15 protein-coding genes are annotated in these 17,463 nt (G+C 50.3%); 8 read left to right on the top strand and 7 right to left on the bottom strand.

All coding sequences use genetic code 11. From position 1 onward, the window contains the following. Nucleotides 1-3 precede the first annotated feature (3 nt). Nucleotides 4-1,449 carry a DEAD/DEAH box helicase gene (locus tag AC1DF0_RS04780; protein WP_442048620.1) on the top strand — a complete coding sequence of 482 codons (1,446 nt, stop codon included), beginning with the start codon at nt 4-6 and terminating at the stop codon, nt 1,447-1,449. 266 nt (nt 1,450-1,715) lie between these two features. Here AC1DF0_RS04780 and AC1DF0_RS04775 read toward each other — a convergent pair whose 3' ends face one another. Genes AC1DF0_RS04775 through AC1DF0_RS04765 form a run of 3 tightly spaced genes read right to left on the bottom strand, consistent with a single transcriptional unit; the run spans nt 1,716 to nt 4,924 of the window. After that, a complete protein-coding gene (locus AC1DF0_RS04775; RefSeq protein WP_477573222.1) occupies nt 1,716-3,476 on the bottom strand; it encodes a carbohydrate-binding domain-containing protein in 1,761 nt (586 codons plus the stop codon). Nucleotides 3,477-3,503: 27 nt separating this feature from the next. Then, nucleotides 3,504-4,181, bottom strand: a complete 678-nt coding sequence (locus AC1DF0_RS04770; RefSeq protein WP_442048618.1) for a DUF4956 domain-containing protein — start codon at nt 4,179-4,181, stop codon at nt 3,504-3,506. Next, the gene (locus AC1DF0_RS04765; RefSeq protein WP_442048617.1) at nt 4,178-4,924 is read right to left on the bottom strand and encodes a polyphosphate polymerase domain-containing protein; all 747 of its coding nucleotides are present in this window, start codon (nt 4,922-4,924) and stop codon (nt 4,178-4,180) included. The genes AC1DF0_RS04770 and AC1DF0_RS04765 overlap by 4 nt, the downstream gene beginning before the upstream one ends. Nucleotides 4,925-5,126: 202 nt before the next feature. Between AC1DF0_RS04765 and AC1DF0_RS04760 the strand changes: the two genes are divergently transcribed. Continuing rightward, nucleotides 5,127-5,804, top strand: a complete 678-nt coding sequence (locus AC1DF0_RS04760; RefSeq protein WP_442048616.1) for a response regulator transcription factor — start codon at nt 5,127-5,129, stop codon at nt 5,802-5,804. After that, nucleotides 5,804-7,072 (top strand): sensor histidine kinase, encoded by a 1,269-nt coding sequence (locus AC1DF0_RS04755; RefSeq protein ID WP_477573221.1) that lies wholly within the window; start codon nt 5,804-5,806, stop codon nt 7,070-7,072. Before AC1DF0_RS04760 ends, AC1DF0_RS04755 begins: the two co-directional genes overlap by 1 nt. 124 nt (nt 7,073-7,196) lie before the next feature. Here AC1DF0_RS04755 and AC1DF0_RS04750 read toward each other — a convergent pair whose 3' ends face one another. Next, complete coding sequence (locus tag AC1DF0_RS04750; protein WP_477573220.1) at nt 7,197-8,048, bottom strand: helix-turn-helix domain-containing protein; 852 nt, start codon at nt 8,046-8,048, stop codon at nt 7,197-7,199. Nucleotides 8,049-8,228: 180 nt separating this feature from the next. On the opposite strand from AC1DF0_RS04750, the gene AC1DF0_RS04745 reads away from it, so the two are divergent. After that, nucleotides 8,229-10,616: a glycoside hydrolase family 2 TIM barrel-domain containing protein gene (locus tag AC1DF0_RS04745; RefSeq protein WP_442048613.1), complete on the top strand. Its 2,388-nt coding sequence runs from the start codon at nt 8,229-8,231 to the stop codon at nt 10,614-10,616. Between the two features lie 61 nt (nt 10,617-10,677). Here AC1DF0_RS04745 and AC1DF0_RS04740 read toward each other — a convergent pair whose 3' ends face one another. Beyond that, nucleotides 10,678-12,303 carry an S-layer homology domain-containing protein gene (locus AC1DF0_RS04740; RefSeq protein ID WP_477573219.1) on the bottom strand — a complete coding sequence of 542 codons (1,626 nt, stop codon included), beginning with the start codon at nt 12,301-12,303 and terminating at the stop codon, nt 10,678-10,680. Nucleotides 12,304-12,372: 69 nt separating this feature from the next. Then, nucleotides 12,373-13,089: a tautomerase family protein gene (locus AC1DF0_RS04735; protein ID WP_477573218.1), complete on the bottom strand. Its 717-nt coding sequence runs from the start codon at nt 13,087-13,089 to the stop codon at nt 12,373-12,375. A 111-nt stretch (nt 13,090-13,200) separates the two neighbouring features. Here AC1DF0_RS04735 and AC1DF0_RS04730 point away from each other — a divergent pair, with 111 nt between their 5' ends. Further along, nucleotides 13,201-14,076 carry a LysR family transcriptional regulator gene (locus AC1DF0_RS04730; RefSeq protein WP_442048610.1) on the top strand — a complete coding sequence of 292 codons (876 nt, stop codon included), beginning with the start codon at nt 13,201-13,203 and terminating at the stop codon, nt 14,074-14,076. Here AC1DF0_RS04730 and AC1DF0_RS04725 read toward each other — a convergent pair. After that, the gene (locus tag AC1DF0_RS04725; RefSeq protein WP_442048609.1) at nt 14,068-14,676 is read right to left on the bottom strand and encodes a TetR/AcrR family transcriptional regulator; all 609 of its coding nucleotides are present in this window, start codon (nt 14,674-14,676) and stop codon (nt 14,068-14,070) included. The two genes, AC1DF0_RS04730 and AC1DF0_RS04725, sit on opposite strands and share 9 nt — an antisense overlap. A gap of 147 nt (nt 14,677-14,823) precedes the next feature. On the opposite strand from AC1DF0_RS04725, the gene AC1DF0_RS04720 reads away from it, so the two are divergent. From AC1DF0_RS04720 to AC1DF0_RS04710, 3 genes are all read left to right on the top strand, one after another. Continuing rightward, a complete protein-coding gene (locus AC1DF0_RS04720) occupies nt 14,824-15,468 on the top strand; it encodes a peroxiredoxin-like family protein (RefSeq protein WP_442048608.1) in 645 nt (214 codons plus the stop codon). A 54-nt stretch (nt 15,469-15,522) separates the two neighbouring features. Continuing rightward, complete coding sequence (locus tag AC1DF0_RS04715; protein ID WP_442048607.1) at nt 15,523-15,795, top strand: alpha/beta-type small acid-soluble spore protein; 273 nt, start codon at nt 15,523-15,525, stop codon at nt 15,793-15,795. A gap of 293 nt (nt 15,796-16,088) precedes the next feature. Then, nucleotides 16,089-17,447 carry a catalase gene (locus AC1DF0_RS04710; RefSeq protein WP_477573217.1) on the top strand — a complete coding sequence of 453 codons (1,359 nt, stop codon included), beginning with the start codon at nt 16,089-16,091 and terminating at the stop codon, nt 17,445-17,447. Nucleotides 17,448-17,463 lie beyond the last annotated feature (16 nt).

Genomic DNA, 17,463 nt, shown 5'->3' with positions numbered 1-17,463 from the left:
GCAATGAGCGAGAAACAGTTTACGGATTACGGACTAAGTGAGGAAATAATGAGGGCGCTGAACGGCCTCGGCTACGAGAAGCCTACGGAGGTCCAGACGGAGGTTATCCCCGTTGCGCTGGAGAAAAAGGATCTTGTCGTCAAATCGCAGACCGGCAGCGGCAAGACAGCGGCATACGGCATTCCGCTCTGCGAGCTCGTCGATTGGAACGAGAATAAGCCGCAGGCGTTAATTCTGACGCCAACAAGGGAGCTCGCCGTGCAGGTTAACGAGGACTTGACCAATATCGGCCGATTCAAGCGAATTAAATCAACGCCTCTGTACGGGAAACATCCGTTCCATATGCAGAAGGCGGAGCTCAGACAACGAACGCATATGGTTGTCGGCACGCCGGGGCGCGTGCTGGATCATATCGAACGCGGCTCGTTATCGCTTGATCGCATCGCCTATCTCGTTATCGATGAAGCCGATGAAATGCTCAATATGGGATTCATCGAGCAAGTTCAGTCGATTATCGGGGCATTGCCTAGGGAGAGAGTCACGATGCTGTTCTCCGCTACTTTTCCAGAGGATGTAGCCAAGCTGTCGCGCAAATATATGAGCGATCCTGCCCAAATCGAGATCAAAGCAAGCGGCCTCACGACAGCGACCATCGAGCACGCCCTTATTCAGGTGATGGAAGCGGACAAGCTGGCTGTGCTTCAAAATCTGCTTATCGTCGAGAACCCTGACAGCTGCATCGTTTTTTGCCGTACGCAGGAGCATGTCGATCAATTATTCCGCGAAATGGCCGAACTCGATTATCCTTGCGACCGCATTCACGGAGGAATGGAGCAAGAAGAACGGTTCGAGGTCATGAATGCGTTCAGAAGAGGGCAATTCCGTTATTTGATTGCGACGGATGTAGCTGCCAGAGGGATCGATATTACGAACATTACGCATGTCATTAACTATGATATTCCGTTGGAAAAAGAAAGCTACGTCCACCGCACAGGCCGTACCGGACGAGCCGGCAAGACGGGCAAAGCGATTACGTTCGTCACGCCTAGAGATTACAGTCGATTAGCAGATATCGAGGCTTATATCGGTTTCGAGATTTCGAAAGTGAAAGCCCCGTCCGAAGAAGCGGTGGAGCGACGCAGAGATGAATTCGAGCAGAAGATCAATATCGGACCGGAGCTCAAGAAGGATAAGCGCGAGCAGTTGAGCAAGCAGATCATGAAGCTTAACTTCAACGGCGGCAAAAAGAAAAAGCTTCGCGCCGTCGACTTTGTCGGAACGATCGCCAAGCTTGACGGTGTGTCTGCGGACGATATCGGGATCATTACGATTCTCGATCATGTATCCGATGTTGAGATTCTGAACGGCAAAGGTCCTCTCGTGCTTGAGCTGATGAAGGACACTACCGTTAAGGGCAAGCTGCTTAAAGTACGCAGAGGCAAGAAATAGACATCTCACATATAACGGCATTTCGTCGAACTAAATAGGTTGGTTGGTGAACAAGCTAGCGTTTAGCGGCATTTCGTCAAACTAATTAGCCACTTTCTGATCAAAAGTCCAAAACCTCCATTTTAGCGGCCCGAAATCGAACTATATGAAGCTGTTTATATGTAAGCCCAATATTAGTTGCCCAAAATGCCACTATAACATTGCCATAGAAAAAAAGCCCTTCACCGCGCCATCAAGGCAGGTAAAGGGCTTTTCGCATTTCCTATTTACTGAGCTGCAGCGTCCTGCGGAGGCTCTCCGCCTTGCGGCATCGTGCCATCCTGCGGCATTTCGCCGTCCGGAGGCATCCGATCTCCGCCTCCTTCGCCGCGTTGTCCGCCGCCGCCGAAGCCACCGCCGCCTCTTCCGCCAGGGCCTCCCATTCCGCTTTGCGCTTCGGTAACGCCTGATTCATTCACCCAAGTAACAATCGTGGCATTCTCGAAGGATACGACTTTCGTTCCCCCTTCGTATGTGCCGCCTTCGTACAGGCCGTTCGTTTCGGTGCCTGTCGATGTGCCGCCCGAATAGATCGTGTACGAGCTGTTTTGCTTCAAATCAGGGAAACTGATGAATATTGCTTGATACGATTTKGACGGCGCGAATGTCATGATCGCGTTGCCGTCGCTATCTTCCAGATGGACCAAGGTGCCAGCTTGCTGCGCAGCTGTAAACGTCATTAGGATGCCTGGCTGCGTCGAAGTATCAGCCGTCCCCTGCACCATGCCTGAGCTGCCGGCAGAAATGAGGTAGCCGCCCGTCATGACGAAGGAACCGTCGTAATCCAAAGATCCGTTGCCGTTATTGGTCGGGCCGTTCACGATAACTGTACCGCCGCTCATCTGAACCGAGCCGTTCGAATCGAGCCCGTCGCCAGCAGCATCAACGCTCAGGTAGCCGCCGCTAATGACCAGCATGTTCGAAGAAGAAGCTCCCGATCCTGGAGCACCTCCATTAGCCCCCCCTCCCTCGGCTGCCGTCCCTGCGTCTCCGCCTGCTACGTTAATGCCGTCATCGGTCGAGACTACGCTTGTCTCACCGCCCGAGATTGCAATCGTCGGGGCTTCGATGCCTTCGTTACTTTGAGTAATATCAACCTTGCCGCCTGCAATCGCAATTGCGGTCTCGGAGTGAATGCCGTCATCGCCGGCATCGATACTAAATGAGCCGCCTTCGATAACGATATAACCTTTGGTCGTATCGGTATCGTACGTCGTCTTAACCGCATCGCCCTCCGACTTAATCGTGATCGAGCCGTCATTCACAGCAACGAGGTCACGGCCCATGAGTCCGTCATCGGCAGCCGTAATGTCAATCGTGCCGCCCGTAATTTTCAACTTATCCTTGCTCGTGATGCCGTTATTGAAGTTTCCTTGTACCGCGAGCTTACCCGTGCCGTTAATCGTCAAATCATCATGGCTGAACAGCGCCGCATTCGGCTCGTCAGTCGTTGCGTCCGGATATACATAAGTCTCGCCATCGGACAGCGTATTCTCCGTACCCTCCTGAAGCGAAATGATCGTCTTGCCTGCCTCTTCAACATAAATGGCCGAACTGCTGCTATTGTGAATGTCGACTCCGTTCAAGACGAGACGAACGACGCCTTTATCCTGCACATTGACGACAAGCTGTCCTTCTTCAAGCTTGCCGCTAACCACGTAAGTGCCCGCAGCTGTAATCGTAATCTTGCCTCCGTCGACCGTTGCTCCCTCACCGCTAATCGTCGCGCCTGTCCCGGTCAGCGCAATGGCTACCGAGTCGCCCGCTGTCCAATCCGTATAAGCGTCATCCTCCTCATACTCGACCTGCTCCGTCAGATCGACACCGGCCAGCTCAGCCGCGGCGGTATCGCCGGAATCCGTCGTCGCGGTCACCGCTGTCCCCTCGGTTCCGTCATTAGCTGCGCTGCCTGTATTGTTGCTGCATGAAGCGAGCAGCGCCGCACATAATAAGAGTGTTCCCAGTTTTATTTTCCATGGATGTTTCATTGTTCATCTTCCTCTCTTTGTTTCGGGTTAGTAATCCGACACCGTCGGAGCCATCGTCAACGTCACGTCTAAGTTGCCGTTTCTGCTTCTGACAGCGTCAAGAAATTCCTTCTGATTCATCAGGTGATCAATCGTCACCGCGTATACAAGCTCATATAGGCTGCCTAGCTCTGTTGTTCTCACTTTGCGAAGCTCATAAGGAATGTCGAACATATGGAACAACTCCTCGAACGCTTCCTCGTACCCTAGATCCTCTGGGATCGTAACCTTAAGCAGCTTCTGCGTCGATTTCTTGGAGCCGAATTTGATAGCCTTAAGGACAAACATCAGGGCACACATAACGACCGTGAACAGGACTGCGTAAGCGAATGATCCGACACCGCAGGCGAGACCGGCAGCCATCGTGAATAACACGAACGCAATATCCTTCGGATCTCCAGGCGCGCTTCGGAACCGAATAATGGAGAACGCTCCGGCTAAGCTGAAGGCGCGGGCAATGTTGCTACCGATCAAAAGAATAATGATAGCGACGATAATAGGCAGAACGATCAGCGTCAAAGCAAAATTTTGCGTATAGCCCGTTTGCGTTTTCATATAGGTAACACTGATCATCGTGCCTAAAACGATGGAAATAAAAATCGTAAGCAAAGCGTCTGTTAACGTTAATTCCGTTGCCGTCGAAGCGGCGAATAGGGATTCGATCATATTAAAATACTCTCCTTTGTTCTTTGTCCAATACCGTAACGTACCGTTTTCTTATATTCATTGCCGTACTTGGAGAAGCTTGTTCGATACATGCCAAGCTCGGACAGCAATTGGGACAACCAAAGCGGAATCGTCTTCTCCGCCTTTACCTCCATGAGCCATTGTCCCTCCTCCATCAGCTGTTCGCCGTAATCTCCCGCTTCCAACCTCACATCGTAACGTCTTGACCGGATATTCGTGTCGAACGTAATGCGAAGATCGCGGCTGTTTTTGCAAAATAGGGCAAGTCGGTCATAAGCTAAGTACACTTTGGGCTGTAGATCATAACGCCGCAAAAAGTATTCGATTTCCATCATCACCTGCTTATTCATATACGGCTGAAGCTCAGGCACAGCGCCCGTTCCGGCGAATGCATATGCCTCGTTCAGCCTCAGCGAAGTCCTTCGCTTGTTCACCAAGCCGAACACCTTTTTCTTCAGCTCCAAATATACCTTTGCGTTAGCCTCCGGTACGCCGTATGCTCTGATTCTGAGCTTCTCCTTGTACTTCGGCTTCGACAAGCTGTTGCGGATGAGCGTATCGTGCTCGGTATCGTAATAAATGTTGCTGATTGAATAAAATCTTTCGTTTTTGTTGTGTTCATCAGGTTCCATATATTCGAGCAAACGGTTATAAATCATATGAAAAGCTTGGTTATCCATTAGGTACTTGCTCTCGTAACGGTTGAACACCTCAATCGCCATCGGCCCGCACGCTCCTCTCTTTCTTGTGGCGAATGCATCGCCGCTTCCATGACTGTATCTTAGAAAACGAACCTTTAATGAATCTTAAACATTTCTTAACAATCGACCTGTGGTACGATTAAGGTTAATTAAAGGTTCGCTTCCTATAGTAAAGACATAACGCTGCTGGTCAGCTTTCATAGAGGTTAAGGGGGAAACAACAATGCGTTTATTAATAGTAGAAGATGAAGTTCATCTGGCGGAGGCGCTGTCCCAAATATTGAAGAAAAACAATTACTCCGTCGATGTCGTGCATGACGGCGAATCGGGACTCGACAACGCGCTAAGCGGAATATACGATCTGCTGCTGCTCGACATTATGCTTCCGGAAATGGACGGCATTACGATATTGAAGACGATTCGGGAAAAGGGGCTGGCGACGCCCGTGATCCTGCTGACCGCCAAGGGAGAAACGTCCGATAAGATCGCCGGACTTGATTACGGGGCCGACGACTATGTCGCCAAGCCGTTCTCGACGGAAGAACTGCTGGCAAGAATAAGGGCAGCTCTAAGGAGGAAGGGCGAGGTCGTGCCCGATGATGCGATTAAGTTCGGCGATATCGAATTAAATACGGCGACCTTGAAGGTATCCTGCAAGAACAAAGAGCTTAAGCTGATTCTGAAAGAAAGCGAGCTGTTGGAATTGCTGGTCTCGAGGAAAAGCGCAATTACCTCCAAAGAGCAGATCATCGAGAAGCTTTGGGGCTTCGATTCGGAGGTCGAACATAATAACGTGGAGGTGTACGTCTCGTTTCTAAGGAAGAAGCTGGGCTTCCTGCAATCGACGGTGAAGATCAATACGATCCGGGGCGTAGGCTACGTGCTTGAGGTGACTTCCTAATGTTCAATCGACTGCGCAATCGATTCCTCGTCGTGAATATGGCCATTATTACGATTATCATGCTCATCGCCTTTGCTTCGATCTACACCATCACGTACCGGAACGTGCGCAATGATATTACGATGGATCTTAATCGGGTATCCGATTTCTTCAAGCCGTCAGACGGCATGATGGGCGGCGAGCCGCACGCTGACGGCGACGGCGGGCCTCCTCATGGAGGCAAAGACAAAGATATGATGTGGCAGCCTGATCGCACCGTCTCCTTCTCGCTTCAGACAGACGAGGAGTGGAATATGACCGCAACGGATTCGCGTTTCGATATGGATGAAGCTTTCTATACGGATGCGATTAATAAAGTCAGAGCTTCGAGCTCGGATCGAGGCCAATTCAGCTTGGAAGGCAACGAGTGGGCTTTCTCGGTGCAGAATACAATGAGTGGCTATAACATCGTATTTCTAGATGTTACGGCTCAGCAGACGATCTTGACGAATCTGATTTATACGTTCCTTGCGGTCGCGCTGGTGATGCTCATCGTCATTTACTTCACAAGCCGTTATTTCGCCAATCGTTCCATCACCCCTGTTAAGGAGGCGTTCGACAAGCAGAAGCGATTCATCGCCGACGCTTCCCATGAATTGAAGACGCCGCTTGCGGTTATTAACACGAATGCGGATGTCCTGCTCGCCAATCGGGACGACACGATACGCGAGCAAGCGAAGTGGCTGCACCATATTAAGTCGGAGACGGAACGTATGAAGACGTTGACCAATGATCTTCTCTATTTGACGGAAATCGACGATTCAAGGGAGAAAATGCTTTACACGCCGTTCAACTTGAGCGAAGCTGTCGAGAGCGTAATTCTAACGATGGAAGCCGTCATTTTCGAAAAAAATATAGAGCTCAGCTATGAGATCGAACCGGAGCTCGTTATGAGCGGCAACGGCGAGCAGATTAAGCAGGTCGTTATGATATTGCTCGATAATGCGATCAAGTATGCCGGAAGCCAAGGCTTGATCATACTGGCGCTCAAGAAGCGCGCCACCGATATTCAGCTGGCGGTGACGAATACAGGCGAAGGGATCGCCCCCGAGCATCTGGATCGCATCTTCGACCGTTTCTACCGCGTCGATCGTTCGAGATCCCGCAAGCAAGGCGGCTACGGCCTTGGGCTAGCTATCGCGAAGTCGATCGTCGAGCAGCACAAGGGCAAAATCTACGCGAAGAGCGTACTGGGCAAGACGACAACGTTCTACGTGCAGCTTGTATAACTGAAATGTAAAATAAAGGACTGTCTCACTTTACCTTTGAGACAGTCCTTTCGTGTAGAAACGGGATATTCCTATGTCATGATGCTTGTCATTGTTTTGATTGGAAATCATCCAACCTAATCGCCTACTGAAACTGTTTCTTATATTCGCTAGGCGGTAAACCAACCGTGCTTCGGAATATCCTGCTGAAGTAAAGCGGATTGTCGTACCCGACAATAGATGCTACTTCCCGCACATGAAGAGAAGACTCCGACAGCAGCTTCTTCGCTTCATTCATGCGGATATCGGTCACATATTTAAGCGGCGTCGAACCCGTTACGGCTTTGAACTTATGGATGAACCGGAAGGGACTAAGGCTGATCTGCCTCGCTAGATCGGCAATGACAAGCTGCTCGCTGTACCTCTCGTGCATAACGCCAATAATCATCGTAATATCCGCATGCTGTCTCCCCTTGTGATGCTCCTCCGCGTGTTGGAGCTTCCTCCCGAGCAGCGCAAGCAGCTCCAGAAGGTAGGCCGTTGTCACATGGCCGCTCAGCGGCTTATTTGTATTCAGCTCGTAGATGATTTTGTTATACAAAGCGACGATCTCATCCATCATGCCTATATCATGAATGGGCTCGCCGAGCAGCCCGAATTGCTCCAAATAATCGTGAACGGCATGCCCGCTGAAATGAATCCAATAAACCTCCGTCGTCTCTTCGGCATAATAACAATAATTTTGCGGCTCGCCCGGCGCATAGAAGACCATATGTCCGCCGCCCACCTCTATCTCCACTTCGCCGAAGCGAAACACGGCCTTCCCCCTGACGATGTAGATGAGCTGATAATCCACTCTGCCTTGATCGCGATTGCGCTCCAAGTTTTTCGTCATCAGCTTCTGGTAGCCGCAGCAGTTCACGGTTAGAAAACAATCCGTATTCGCCACTCCGAACTCATGCCACTCTCTCATCGCATTACCCGATATACTGATCATGCTTCGTCCTCCGACAACAATTTTGTCCATGTTTATAGCAATATGCGATATTCTCCCATGCTCATTATAACCTTATAATGAAAGCGCAGCCATCACAAAGAACTGTTTATGATGAGCAATTTTGTGAATGTCCCTAATATAAGAGTTCCTACAGCTTAGGAAGCGAAAAGGAGACTGACGATGAGCAAAGGAAGACGCATTGAACGGATGAATCTGGATTGGAAGTTCCATAGAGGCGACGAGCCTGGCGCATGGTACAAAGGCTTCGACGACGCAAGCTGGCGGAGTGTGACCTTGCCTCATGACTGGTCCGTCGAAGAACCATTTTCCGAGGAGCATTCCAGCGGAACCGGCTACCTGCCCGGCGGTATCGGATGGTATCGAAAAAGGTTCGATTTGCCGCAAGATCTGCAGGGCAAGCGCGTATATATCACCTTCGAGGGTATCTATAACAACGCCCAGGTATGGTGCAACAGCTATTATTTGGGGAAGAGACCTTACGGTTACAGCACGTTTACGTATGACATTACGGACTGTGTGTCTTTTGGAGATATCGACAATGTCCTTTCGGTAAAGGCGGATCATAAGGACATCGCGGATTCCAGATGGTTCACCGGCTCGGGCATATACAGGGACGTCTATCTAACGGTTACGGATCAGATTCACATCGATCAATACGGCGTATTCGCAACGACGCCGGACGTCTCCTCGGAGCAAGCGACGGTAGCCGTCCAAGTTCGACTGTCTAATGAGGCCCTCCAGGACGAGACGATACAAGTGACGAATGTGCTAGTGAACGGTGACGGAGAAGTCATCGGGCAAGCAACTGATGCATGGACCGTACTTGCCGAATCGGGGACGGAAGGCCACGCGACTATTGTTGTCGATAATCCGAAGCTATGGTCGCCGGATAGCCCTTCCCTGTATACGTTGCGTACGGAGCTTAGCAAGGACGGCGTGCTGATTGACGAGGTACAGACCGTTGTCGGTATTCGCTCGATCCAGTTCGATGCTAACAAAGGCTTCTTCCTGAATGGCGTCAATATGAAAATGAAAGGCGTATGCGTGCACCATGACGCAGGCGGCCTCGGAGCTGCAGTGCCCGCGAAAGTATGGGTTCGCAGACTTACGGCCCTGAAAGAGATGGGCTGCAATGCGATTCGCATGAGCCATAACCCGCCGGCGCCGAATTTGCTTGATTTATGCGACTCCATGGGATTCCTCGTCATCGACGAAGCGTTCGACGAATGGGAAGGCGTGAAGAACAAGTGGTCAACCGGCCACAATGTATATCCGCCTAAGCATTTTGGCTATTACGAGGACTTTCCGCAATGGGGCGAAGCCGACTTGAAGGAGATGGTGCTGAGGGACCGCAACCATCCTTCCATCATTATGTGGAGCATCGGCAATGAAGTCGACTATCCGAATGATCCGTATTGCCATCCGTACTTCGAGACGATGACCGGCAATAACGATGCCAACAAACCGGCAGCGGAAAGACAATACGATCCGAATAAACCGAACGCCGAGAGGCTTGCAACGATTGCGAGACGCCTCGCGAAGTACGTCAAAGAATGCGACACGACAAGGCCTGTGACGGCAGCGCTTGCGTTTCCCGAGTTGTCCAATCTGACCGGCTATGCGGATGCCCTCGATGTAGTAGGCTACAATTACAAAGAGCAATTCTATGAGGAGGATCATCAGAAATATCCGGACAGAGTAACCCTCGGCAGCGAGAACAGCTCCAGCTTGGAAGCATGGCTAGCCGTCAGGGACAATGACTATATAAGCGCCCAATTCATATGGACCGGCATCGATTATTTGGGAGAAGCGAAGGGCTGGCCCGTTAGAGTCGCGCAGGCCGGATTCATGGATCTAGCCGGGTTTAAAAAATCGAATTATTACTATCGTCAAAGTCTATGGAGCGACAAACCAATGGTCCACCTTACTTCAATGAAAGTGGACAATTCCGAGCATGGAGCCCGCGGAAGGTGGGCAGGCGGCGTTCCCCATTGGAACTGGGCGGAAGGTGATCAACTTAAGATCGCCTGCCATACGAACTGCGAAGAAGTCGAGCTCTTCCTTAATGGCCGTTCGCTCGGCATAAAACATCTTATCGATGCTCCGAAGCTCTACTTAACGTGGGAAGTCGCCTATGAAGAGGGGATCTTAGAAGCTGTTGCCAAAGGTGCTGACGGGAATCGATATACGTGTATGCTTCGTACCGTCTCGAAGCCGGAGCAGATCGCGATGCATGTGGATAGTTCGGACCTGAAGGCAGACGGCGAAGATATTGCCCATGTCGAAATCCAGGTGACCGACAGCGAAGGTCGTTTTGTATACGGATCTGATGATTTGATCGAGCTGTCCGTCGATGGGCCGGGAGAAATCATCGGCATCGAGAACGGAGATAGTCAGGACCTCACGCCGTATAGCTCCAAATCCAGAAAAGCGTTCAACGGCAAGCTTCTTGCCTACATTCGAACGCAACAGGCGCCGGGACGAATCGTTGTGAAAGCGGCGTCTCGCGGACTGCAGCCTGCACAAGTGGAGATAACGACCGTATAAAAGCAAAAAGCACGTTCGACGCTTAAGGGCGCTGAACGTGCTTTTTTGTTATGAAGCAACTTCAATTGGTGCTGCCGAAGTCATAGTCTTCATATTTCTCTGCGTTTCTGAGACTGGCCCATATATCCGAACTTTCGCCGCCGATATGCCAGTAGGCAACGCCCGCTAAACCGTTCTGCACGACCAATCGATACTTCGCGATCAAGGAGCGTCCGTCCTCAATCCATATCGTATGATTAATCAATCCCTTCGTATAGCTGGCCACATATTGCCCCAAAGTCGGATTCCATATCGGCTTCATCGCATAGCTGGACAATAATTGGTTCTGCTCGGTCAACGAAACGTAAGCGGAGGACGCAACCGTGCCATTCGAGTTTAACGACCAGTCGCGGTTATAGAACGGAAACGCCAGTATGACCTTCTTGCTTGACACGACTTTCGTCAGTGTCTGAATTGCGCCCCGATCATACGGAAGAGAAGCATTCGGACCGGGATATAAGCTGCCGCCGTAATGCTCATCGTAACCCATCAATACCATGTAATCGGCTTGCTTGCCGAGCGCGGCATAATCGAATGCGTCGGTCCAGTCGGTGCCTAGATCGGGCGAGACGTCAACGGACAGCACGGCACCCAGCGCATGAAGCTTAACGGCTAATTGCGTCACGAACGTTGTGAAATACGCGCGGTCAGCCGGAGCTGCGTTTTCGAAATCGATATTAAGTCCATCCAGCCCATACTTGTTTACAAGGGCGCCCAGCGCATCAACCGCCTTCGTTCTTGCAGACGCGCTAGATAATAATTGATGAGTAGCCTCTTGATCGGAGCGGTTGCCGACCATGACCCAAACCTTCTTGGCGTTCTTCTTCGCCCATGTGACAAGGGCGGCATCCGTCCCATCCGATACAGCACCCGTGCTCCCCACAAAATACCAACGAGGGGACAGCGTGTTCACATTCGACTTTAGAATATTACTCTGGTACTGCGCAGTCGTCTGTCCATACTGCCACCCCAATACAATACGTTCGTCAGGCTTAGCCTCAAGCTCCGACGCCCAGCTTGCCTGCTTCAGCACGCGAGCCAGAAGGACGGCCGTTTCCTGCCTCGTAATCGGATTCGAAGGCCGGAAGCTGCCGGTTTCATCGCCTTTCATTAGATCTAGCCCGCTCACCGAAGCTACAGCTGAGCTTGCCCATTCGGCAATTTGGTCTTGATCCTTGTAAGCGGAACTGGACGCGGCCACAGTTCCTGTCTGCTTGAGCGCCCTTGCAATCATGACGGCCGCCTCCTGGCGGGTAACGGGCTTCGTCGGGGCGAAAGCCGTAGCAGACGTGCCGCTGACAAGCTCAAGCTGAACAGCCGCTTGTATCCAGCCGTAATACCAGACACTCTTCGCGACATCCGTGTAAGGAGACACCGGGCTTGTCACAGGCTCAAGCTTCAGCAGACGATCCAGAACGGTAATAAACTCAGCTCTCGTAATCGACTTCTTGGGCGAAAAGCTCGTAGCCGATGTACCGCTAATAATCTTCTTATTATATAAATCTATGATTTCATTGCGTGCATAGCTCGTACTAATATCATCAAACGGCAGCGCCTTCGCGGCGGCAGATGCTGCCTGCGACAATGTGCTCGCCGCTAGAAAGCCAGCGATTGCTACGGTTACGAATTTACTTACAATAAGCTTCACGAGATTTGTAATCCTCCTCGGATTATTCCAATCGTGGAATTATACCAAGGATACTACTATTAATCATCGCTAAAATACTGGTAGAGTAGGGAACACATTCTTCGCCGTCTCCAGGGCAGACGCCGCGCGCGGCCAGCCTGCATAATAGGCAAGATGCGTGATCGCTTCGATGATCTCCTCGCGGGTCAATCCATGATCGATCGCTAATCGAAGGTGATACGGCAGTTGTTCGGTCTGTCCGCTAGCAACTAATGCGGATAACGTAACGAGACTGCGGTCCCGCAGCGACAGCCCTTCTCTCTTCCATAAATCTCCGAAAAGTACGTTTTCCGAATAGTCGACGAAGGCAGGCGCAAGTTCTCCTAACGATGCGCGGACGTTCGTTGCAGCCATTTTTTTGCACTCAAGCATCTGGGCTTGGCCGTTGCCAAACGACCAATCTTCGAATTCCGTGCCGACAAGGACAACGAATACATCTTCTTGCCTAATGCCAACGACAATCGATAATTGCTCTGCCAGTAACGTATAGAAGCTCGTTTTCTGTTGAATCGTTCTTCCGGATTTAAGCGTGATCTGGATATAGAGCAATCTGTCGCTTCTTTCGATATCCAAATAGTTCGTGTCATAGACGAATTCACTGCTTTTATGCGCATGAAACACCTGAAAACAATCGTCTACCGGCACATGGAAGTGCTGAATGAGCGCGTTCATAATCGTTTTGCTTATCGATTCGAGCTGCTTTGATTCGTATTGCTTTTCACGGTAACTGACTCTGATGAATGGCATGAATAACCCTCCCCCAAGATGATGTCACCATTGTAATCCTCGCATCTTCATTTGTATAATTGAATAAAATGATAAACTCATTCAATAATATCGATATAGGTGGTGCGAATAGTGGACTTAAAAGAACTGACTGCCTTCAGAACGATCCTTCAAGAAGGCAATTTCACTCGTGCGGCGGAGAAATTGAATTATGCGCAGTCAACCATAACGAATCAGATCCAACGACTAGAGAAGGAGCTCGGCTTGCAGCTTTTCAAACGGGGATGGGATATGGAGCTTACGGATGCGGGGAAAGTGTTAGCGGATGAGATCGATGGACTTATTGCCCATTGGAACTACGTATCTGAACAAGCAAAGGCGCTGTCGGAGGAGGAGATCGGCGAAGTGCGGGTTGGGGCGCTTGAAAGTATGATGACCTCCGTGCTCCCAAATGCTTTGCGCGAATTTCAAGCTTTAAAACCAAACCTATCCTGTCATTTCGTCATAGGAAATACCGATTCCCTCTCGCAGTCCATTCTGCAAGATGAGCTGGATTTCGCGCTCTGCGGCGAGCCGCCGGACCCGACTCCGTTCCGCTTCGAACCGCTTTATAATGAGCATATTGCGTTTGTTGTGAACAGCGGCCATCCCTTAAGCGATCGAAACAGCATTCCTTTCGAGGAGCTCCTGGGCTACCCAATCGTTATCGGAGGTCGTACCTGTCTATATCACCTGCGGATAGCAAAGCAATTATCTCGCTACGCGAGATCTGCCGCTCTAAGCACGGTCAATCAGATCTCCGCCATCCCTTATTTTATAAGACAAACGACTGCCGTTGGGGTCGTGCTCGACTCGACGCTCCTACCGCCCGATGTTGTGAGGGTTGAAGTAGAGATGAACGAATCGACCATTCAGGTCGGCCTGCTTCAGCTGCGCAAAGATGAATATATATCTGCCTCGAAGAAGCTTCTGATGAAGCTCATAACGGAGCAAATCACCTTACATTGAAGGTTGACTGCGTAAGCACATTCCCTTCAAGTAGGCCGACAAGGTTTCGATGTTCATGCGGACATGCCGATTGTCGCCCTCCAGCTTGCTGAGCATGATGCCGCCTTCCATTATGGACAACGTGAAGGTTGCTAATGCCTCGATGTCCAGTTCTGCCTTAAACTCTCCGGATTCAACACCTTCCGCGATGATCCGCTTCATCGTATCCAACGTGTTGTCCATCCCCTGACGCGCCCTCGCACGCAAGACCGGATGGCTGTCATCGCTCTCCGTAGCTAGGTTAAGCAACGGGCATCCGCCTACAAATGGCGGATCTTCCACTACGTTCGCATACACCCTTAGATACACGAGCAGCTTGCCCATCGCCGTAGATTGTTCATCAAGCGCCTCATTGATGGTGCGGCTCACGATACTTCCCGCATATTGGTAAGCCTCTATGGCGATTTCGTCCTTGCCGGTGAAGTAGCGGTAAATACCTCCTTTCTTGATGCCCGTCAGCTCTGTAATATCCGACAAGGAAGAACCTGCATAACCCTTTTGGTTAAACAGCTCGGCGGACTTCGCAATAATATGTTTGCGGGTGTTTTCTCCCTTAAGCATGTCCAATCCCCTTTGCGCTTGCGAATCCTAATTAGCTTCATTATACCAAAGGAAATTATGCTTGCGTGGTAGGAAGCTGCTATGCTAATGTAAAAATACCGATCGGTATCTTTTCCCAAAAATGAATGTACAGGAGGAGAATAACCTATGTTACTTAGCGAGATGCTGGACGAAGCTAAAAAACAGTTTACAGTTAAAGTGCCTGCAGACGTTCAGGATGAAATCTATCGCCTAATGGTCGAGCAGAAGCAATCAGAAGCGGTTTACGGCTTACAGGAAGGGCAGCAAGCGCAAGATTTTACGCTTAACAATGCGCAAGGTGCTGCTGTAAACCTGTATGAACAGCTTGAACGAGGTCCCGCCGTATTAACCTTTTACCGCGGAGGCTGGTGCCCTTTCTGCAATCTGCAGCTTCGAGCTTATCAGAGCATTCTGCCCGATATAGAGGCACTGGGCGCTCAATTAATTGCCTTAAGTCCGCAAAGCCCTGACAATACGCTGTCGCAGCAGCAGAAAGAGGACCTTCGTTTCCACGTCCTCAGCGACACGGACGGCGTAGCAGCCGACCGTTATGGCGTATTATTCGATGTTCCTTCTGCCCTGCAGCATAAGATGGCAAATACACTCAAAGTGAATCTCACCGATTATAATGCAACCGACCGCTGGATTCTCCCCATTCCTTCGACATTCATCATCGATACAACCGGCCTCATCCGCTTCGCTTATGCGAATCCGGATTTCATGCAGCGGCTTGAGCCTCACGCCATTGTCGATCAATTGCAGAAGCTTTAATCAACTTCCGATCATAAGGGCACACTACAAGCAAAATGAAAGGAAGTGTCCATAATGGCTAGAAGAAGATATACAGTACCCGGTGCGGAGCAAGCCATGCAAGCGTTCAAAGCCGATGTTATGAAGCGCGAAGGCTACGCCGTTAATTCGAATCGACCAGACGATGTGAAATTCGAGGTTGCCAAGGAGCTCGGCATCCCGCTCCAGCCAGGCTACAACGGTGAATTATCAACCGAAGATGCAGGGCATATCGGAGGCAAAATCGGCGGCTCAATGGTTCGGGAAATGATTCGGCTTGCGCAAGATAAACTGTCTAAGCAGGATTAACGTTACTCCAGATCTCAATTTTGTATGATTTTTCACATAAAGCCAGTTAAACAAGAGGTGAACTGTCAAAGCTTATACGATTTATCATACAAAAGTAGCTAATCCATCCACGCAGCCGATGATTTTGTACGATTTTTCGATCAAAACCCTTGATTTGAACGATCCGTAAAGTTGGTTTATACGATATTTAGAACAACTCTAATTTCATTCCCCTTATCTTGTACTAATAGATGCCATCCGAGAATAGGATAGCAAGGATCAGGGGATTGAAATTTTTTCGGGAGGTTCGGATCATGGAAGACAATCATAAATCTTCTCCACGGGCGGGCGATATACCAGCCCCCTTTCACTCGCAGACGGTCGGAGACCGAGGACCTGTATTGGAACAAGATCATATTTTGCACGAAACACTCGAAACTTTTGTACATACGAAAATTACGGAAAGACCGGTCCACGTCAAAGGTTATGGCGCTTTCGGATACTTTCAAACCGTTCATTCCATGGCTCCGTATACGAAGCTTTGCTTTTTGCAGCAGCCTGGACAGCAGGTTCCCGTTACGGTACGGTTTTCCCTTGCCGTAAGCAACAAAGGTACACCGGACACTTCTCGCAATGTGCGCGGATTTTCCACGAAGTTTTATACCGAGCATGGCGTTTTCGATTTGCTTTGCAATCATATTCCCGTTTTTCTAGTACGTGACGCGATACGCTTTCCCGAGTCCATCAAAGCCTTCTTGCCATCGCCCGTTAACAATCTGATGGATCCCGAGCGATTTTGGAGTTTCATAGCCATAGCGCCAGAGGCGACCAACTTTCTCGTATGGCTATACTCGGATAGAGGAACGGTCAAAAGTCTCCGCCACATCCCGGGCCACAGTGTAAATACGTACGTATGGCGAAATGATCAAGGCGTGCGCTCCTACGTAAAATATCACTGGATTCCGTTGGCAGGCGTCCAATATATCGATCGTCATGAGGCTGCTAAGCTCGCTTGCGACAATCCCGATTACGCGGGCAAAGATCTGTATGACACGCTTGCAGCGGGAAAAACCGTTGAATACGGACTTTATGTACAGCTTATGAACCCTCAGGATGAAGCTGCACTCCCTTATGATCCGCTCGATGATACGAAGATCTGGGACGAGCAGCAATATCCTTTGCTCCCGGTTGGCCGTCTCGTATTGAACCGTAATCCCGATAACTATATGGAACAAGTTGAAAAAATCGCCTTCTCCCCTTCTAATCTGCTGGAAGGCGCCGAGTTATCGAATGATAAGATGCTGCAAGGCCGCGCCAATATTTACGGGGACTCGCAGCGCTATAGAATGGGACCTGATTACCGCAAAGTTCCGATCAATCATCAACAACACTGGACTCCCGCTTCCCTTGTGACCAGCGGTAACGGCGAATATGTCCAAGGGCGTCTTACGCGTTCCGAAATACCCAAACCGGATAACTTCACGCAAGCTGGCCAATATTATCGCGCTTTGGATTCGGTACAGCAAGACCACCTGGTAAGCAACCTTTCAGCTGACCTCGCCGGCATCTCGCACGAAACGCAAAATATCGTCTTAGGATACCTCCACCAAGCTTCGGCAGAACTAGGAGCGCGGGTAACCCAGCAAATTCAATCCCACAATAAAGGCATATAAAAATAATACAGCCCCC

It is taken from the genome of Paenibacillus sp. 05T425 (assembly GCF_056396205.1).
This window is presented reverse-complemented; position numbering and strand designations above follow the sequence as displayed.

Excerpts from the sequence above, each read along its gene's own strand:
- AC1DF0_RS04720 (WP_442048608.1), top strand. The coding sequence starts at position 14,824 with ATGTTACTTAGCGAGATGCTGGACGAAGCTAAAAAACAGTTTACAGTT.
- AC1DF0_RS04770 (WP_442048618.1), bottom strand. The coding sequence starts at position 4,181 with ATGATCGAATCCCTATTCGCCGCTTCGACGGCAACGGAATTAACGTTA.
- AC1DF0_RS04710 (WP_477573217.1), top strand. The coding sequence starts at position 16,089 with ATGGAAGACAATCATAAATCTTCTCCACGGGCGGGCGATATACCAGCC.
- AC1DF0_RS04780 (WP_442048620.1), top strand. The coding sequence starts at position 4 with ATGAGCGAGAAACAGTTTACGGATTACGGACTAAGTGAGGAAATAATG.
- AC1DF0_RS04760 (WP_442048616.1), top strand. The coding sequence starts at position 5,127 with ATGCGTTTATTAATAGTAGAAGATGAAGTTCATCTGGCGGAGGCGCTG.
- AC1DF0_RS04750 (WP_477573220.1), bottom strand. The coding sequence starts at position 8,048 with ATGATCAGTATATCGGGTAATGCGATGAGAGAGTGGCATGAGTTCGGA.
- AC1DF0_RS04715 (WP_442048607.1), top strand. The coding sequence starts at position 15,523 with ATGGCTAGAAGAAGATATACAGTACCCGGTGCGGAGCAAGCCATGCAA.
- AC1DF0_RS04725 (WP_442048609.1), bottom strand. The coding sequence starts at position 14,676 with ATGCTTAAGGGAGAAAACACCCGCAAACATATTATTGCGAAGTCCGCC.
- AC1DF0_RS04745 (WP_442048613.1), top strand. The coding sequence starts at position 8,229 with ATGAGCAAAGGAAGACGCATTGAACGGATGAATCTGGATTGGAAGTTC.
- AC1DF0_RS04735 (WP_477573218.1), bottom strand. The coding sequence starts at position 13,089 with ATGCCATTCATCAGAGTCAGTTACCGTGAAAAGCAATACGAATCAAAG.
- AC1DF0_RS04765 (WP_442048617.1), bottom strand. The coding sequence starts at position 4,924 with ATGGCGATTGAGGTGTTCAACCGTTACGAGAGCAAGTACCTAATGGAT.
- AC1DF0_RS04755 (WP_477573221.1), top strand. The coding sequence starts at position 5,804 with ATGTTCAATCGACTGCGCAATCGATTCCTCGTCGTGAATATGGCCATT.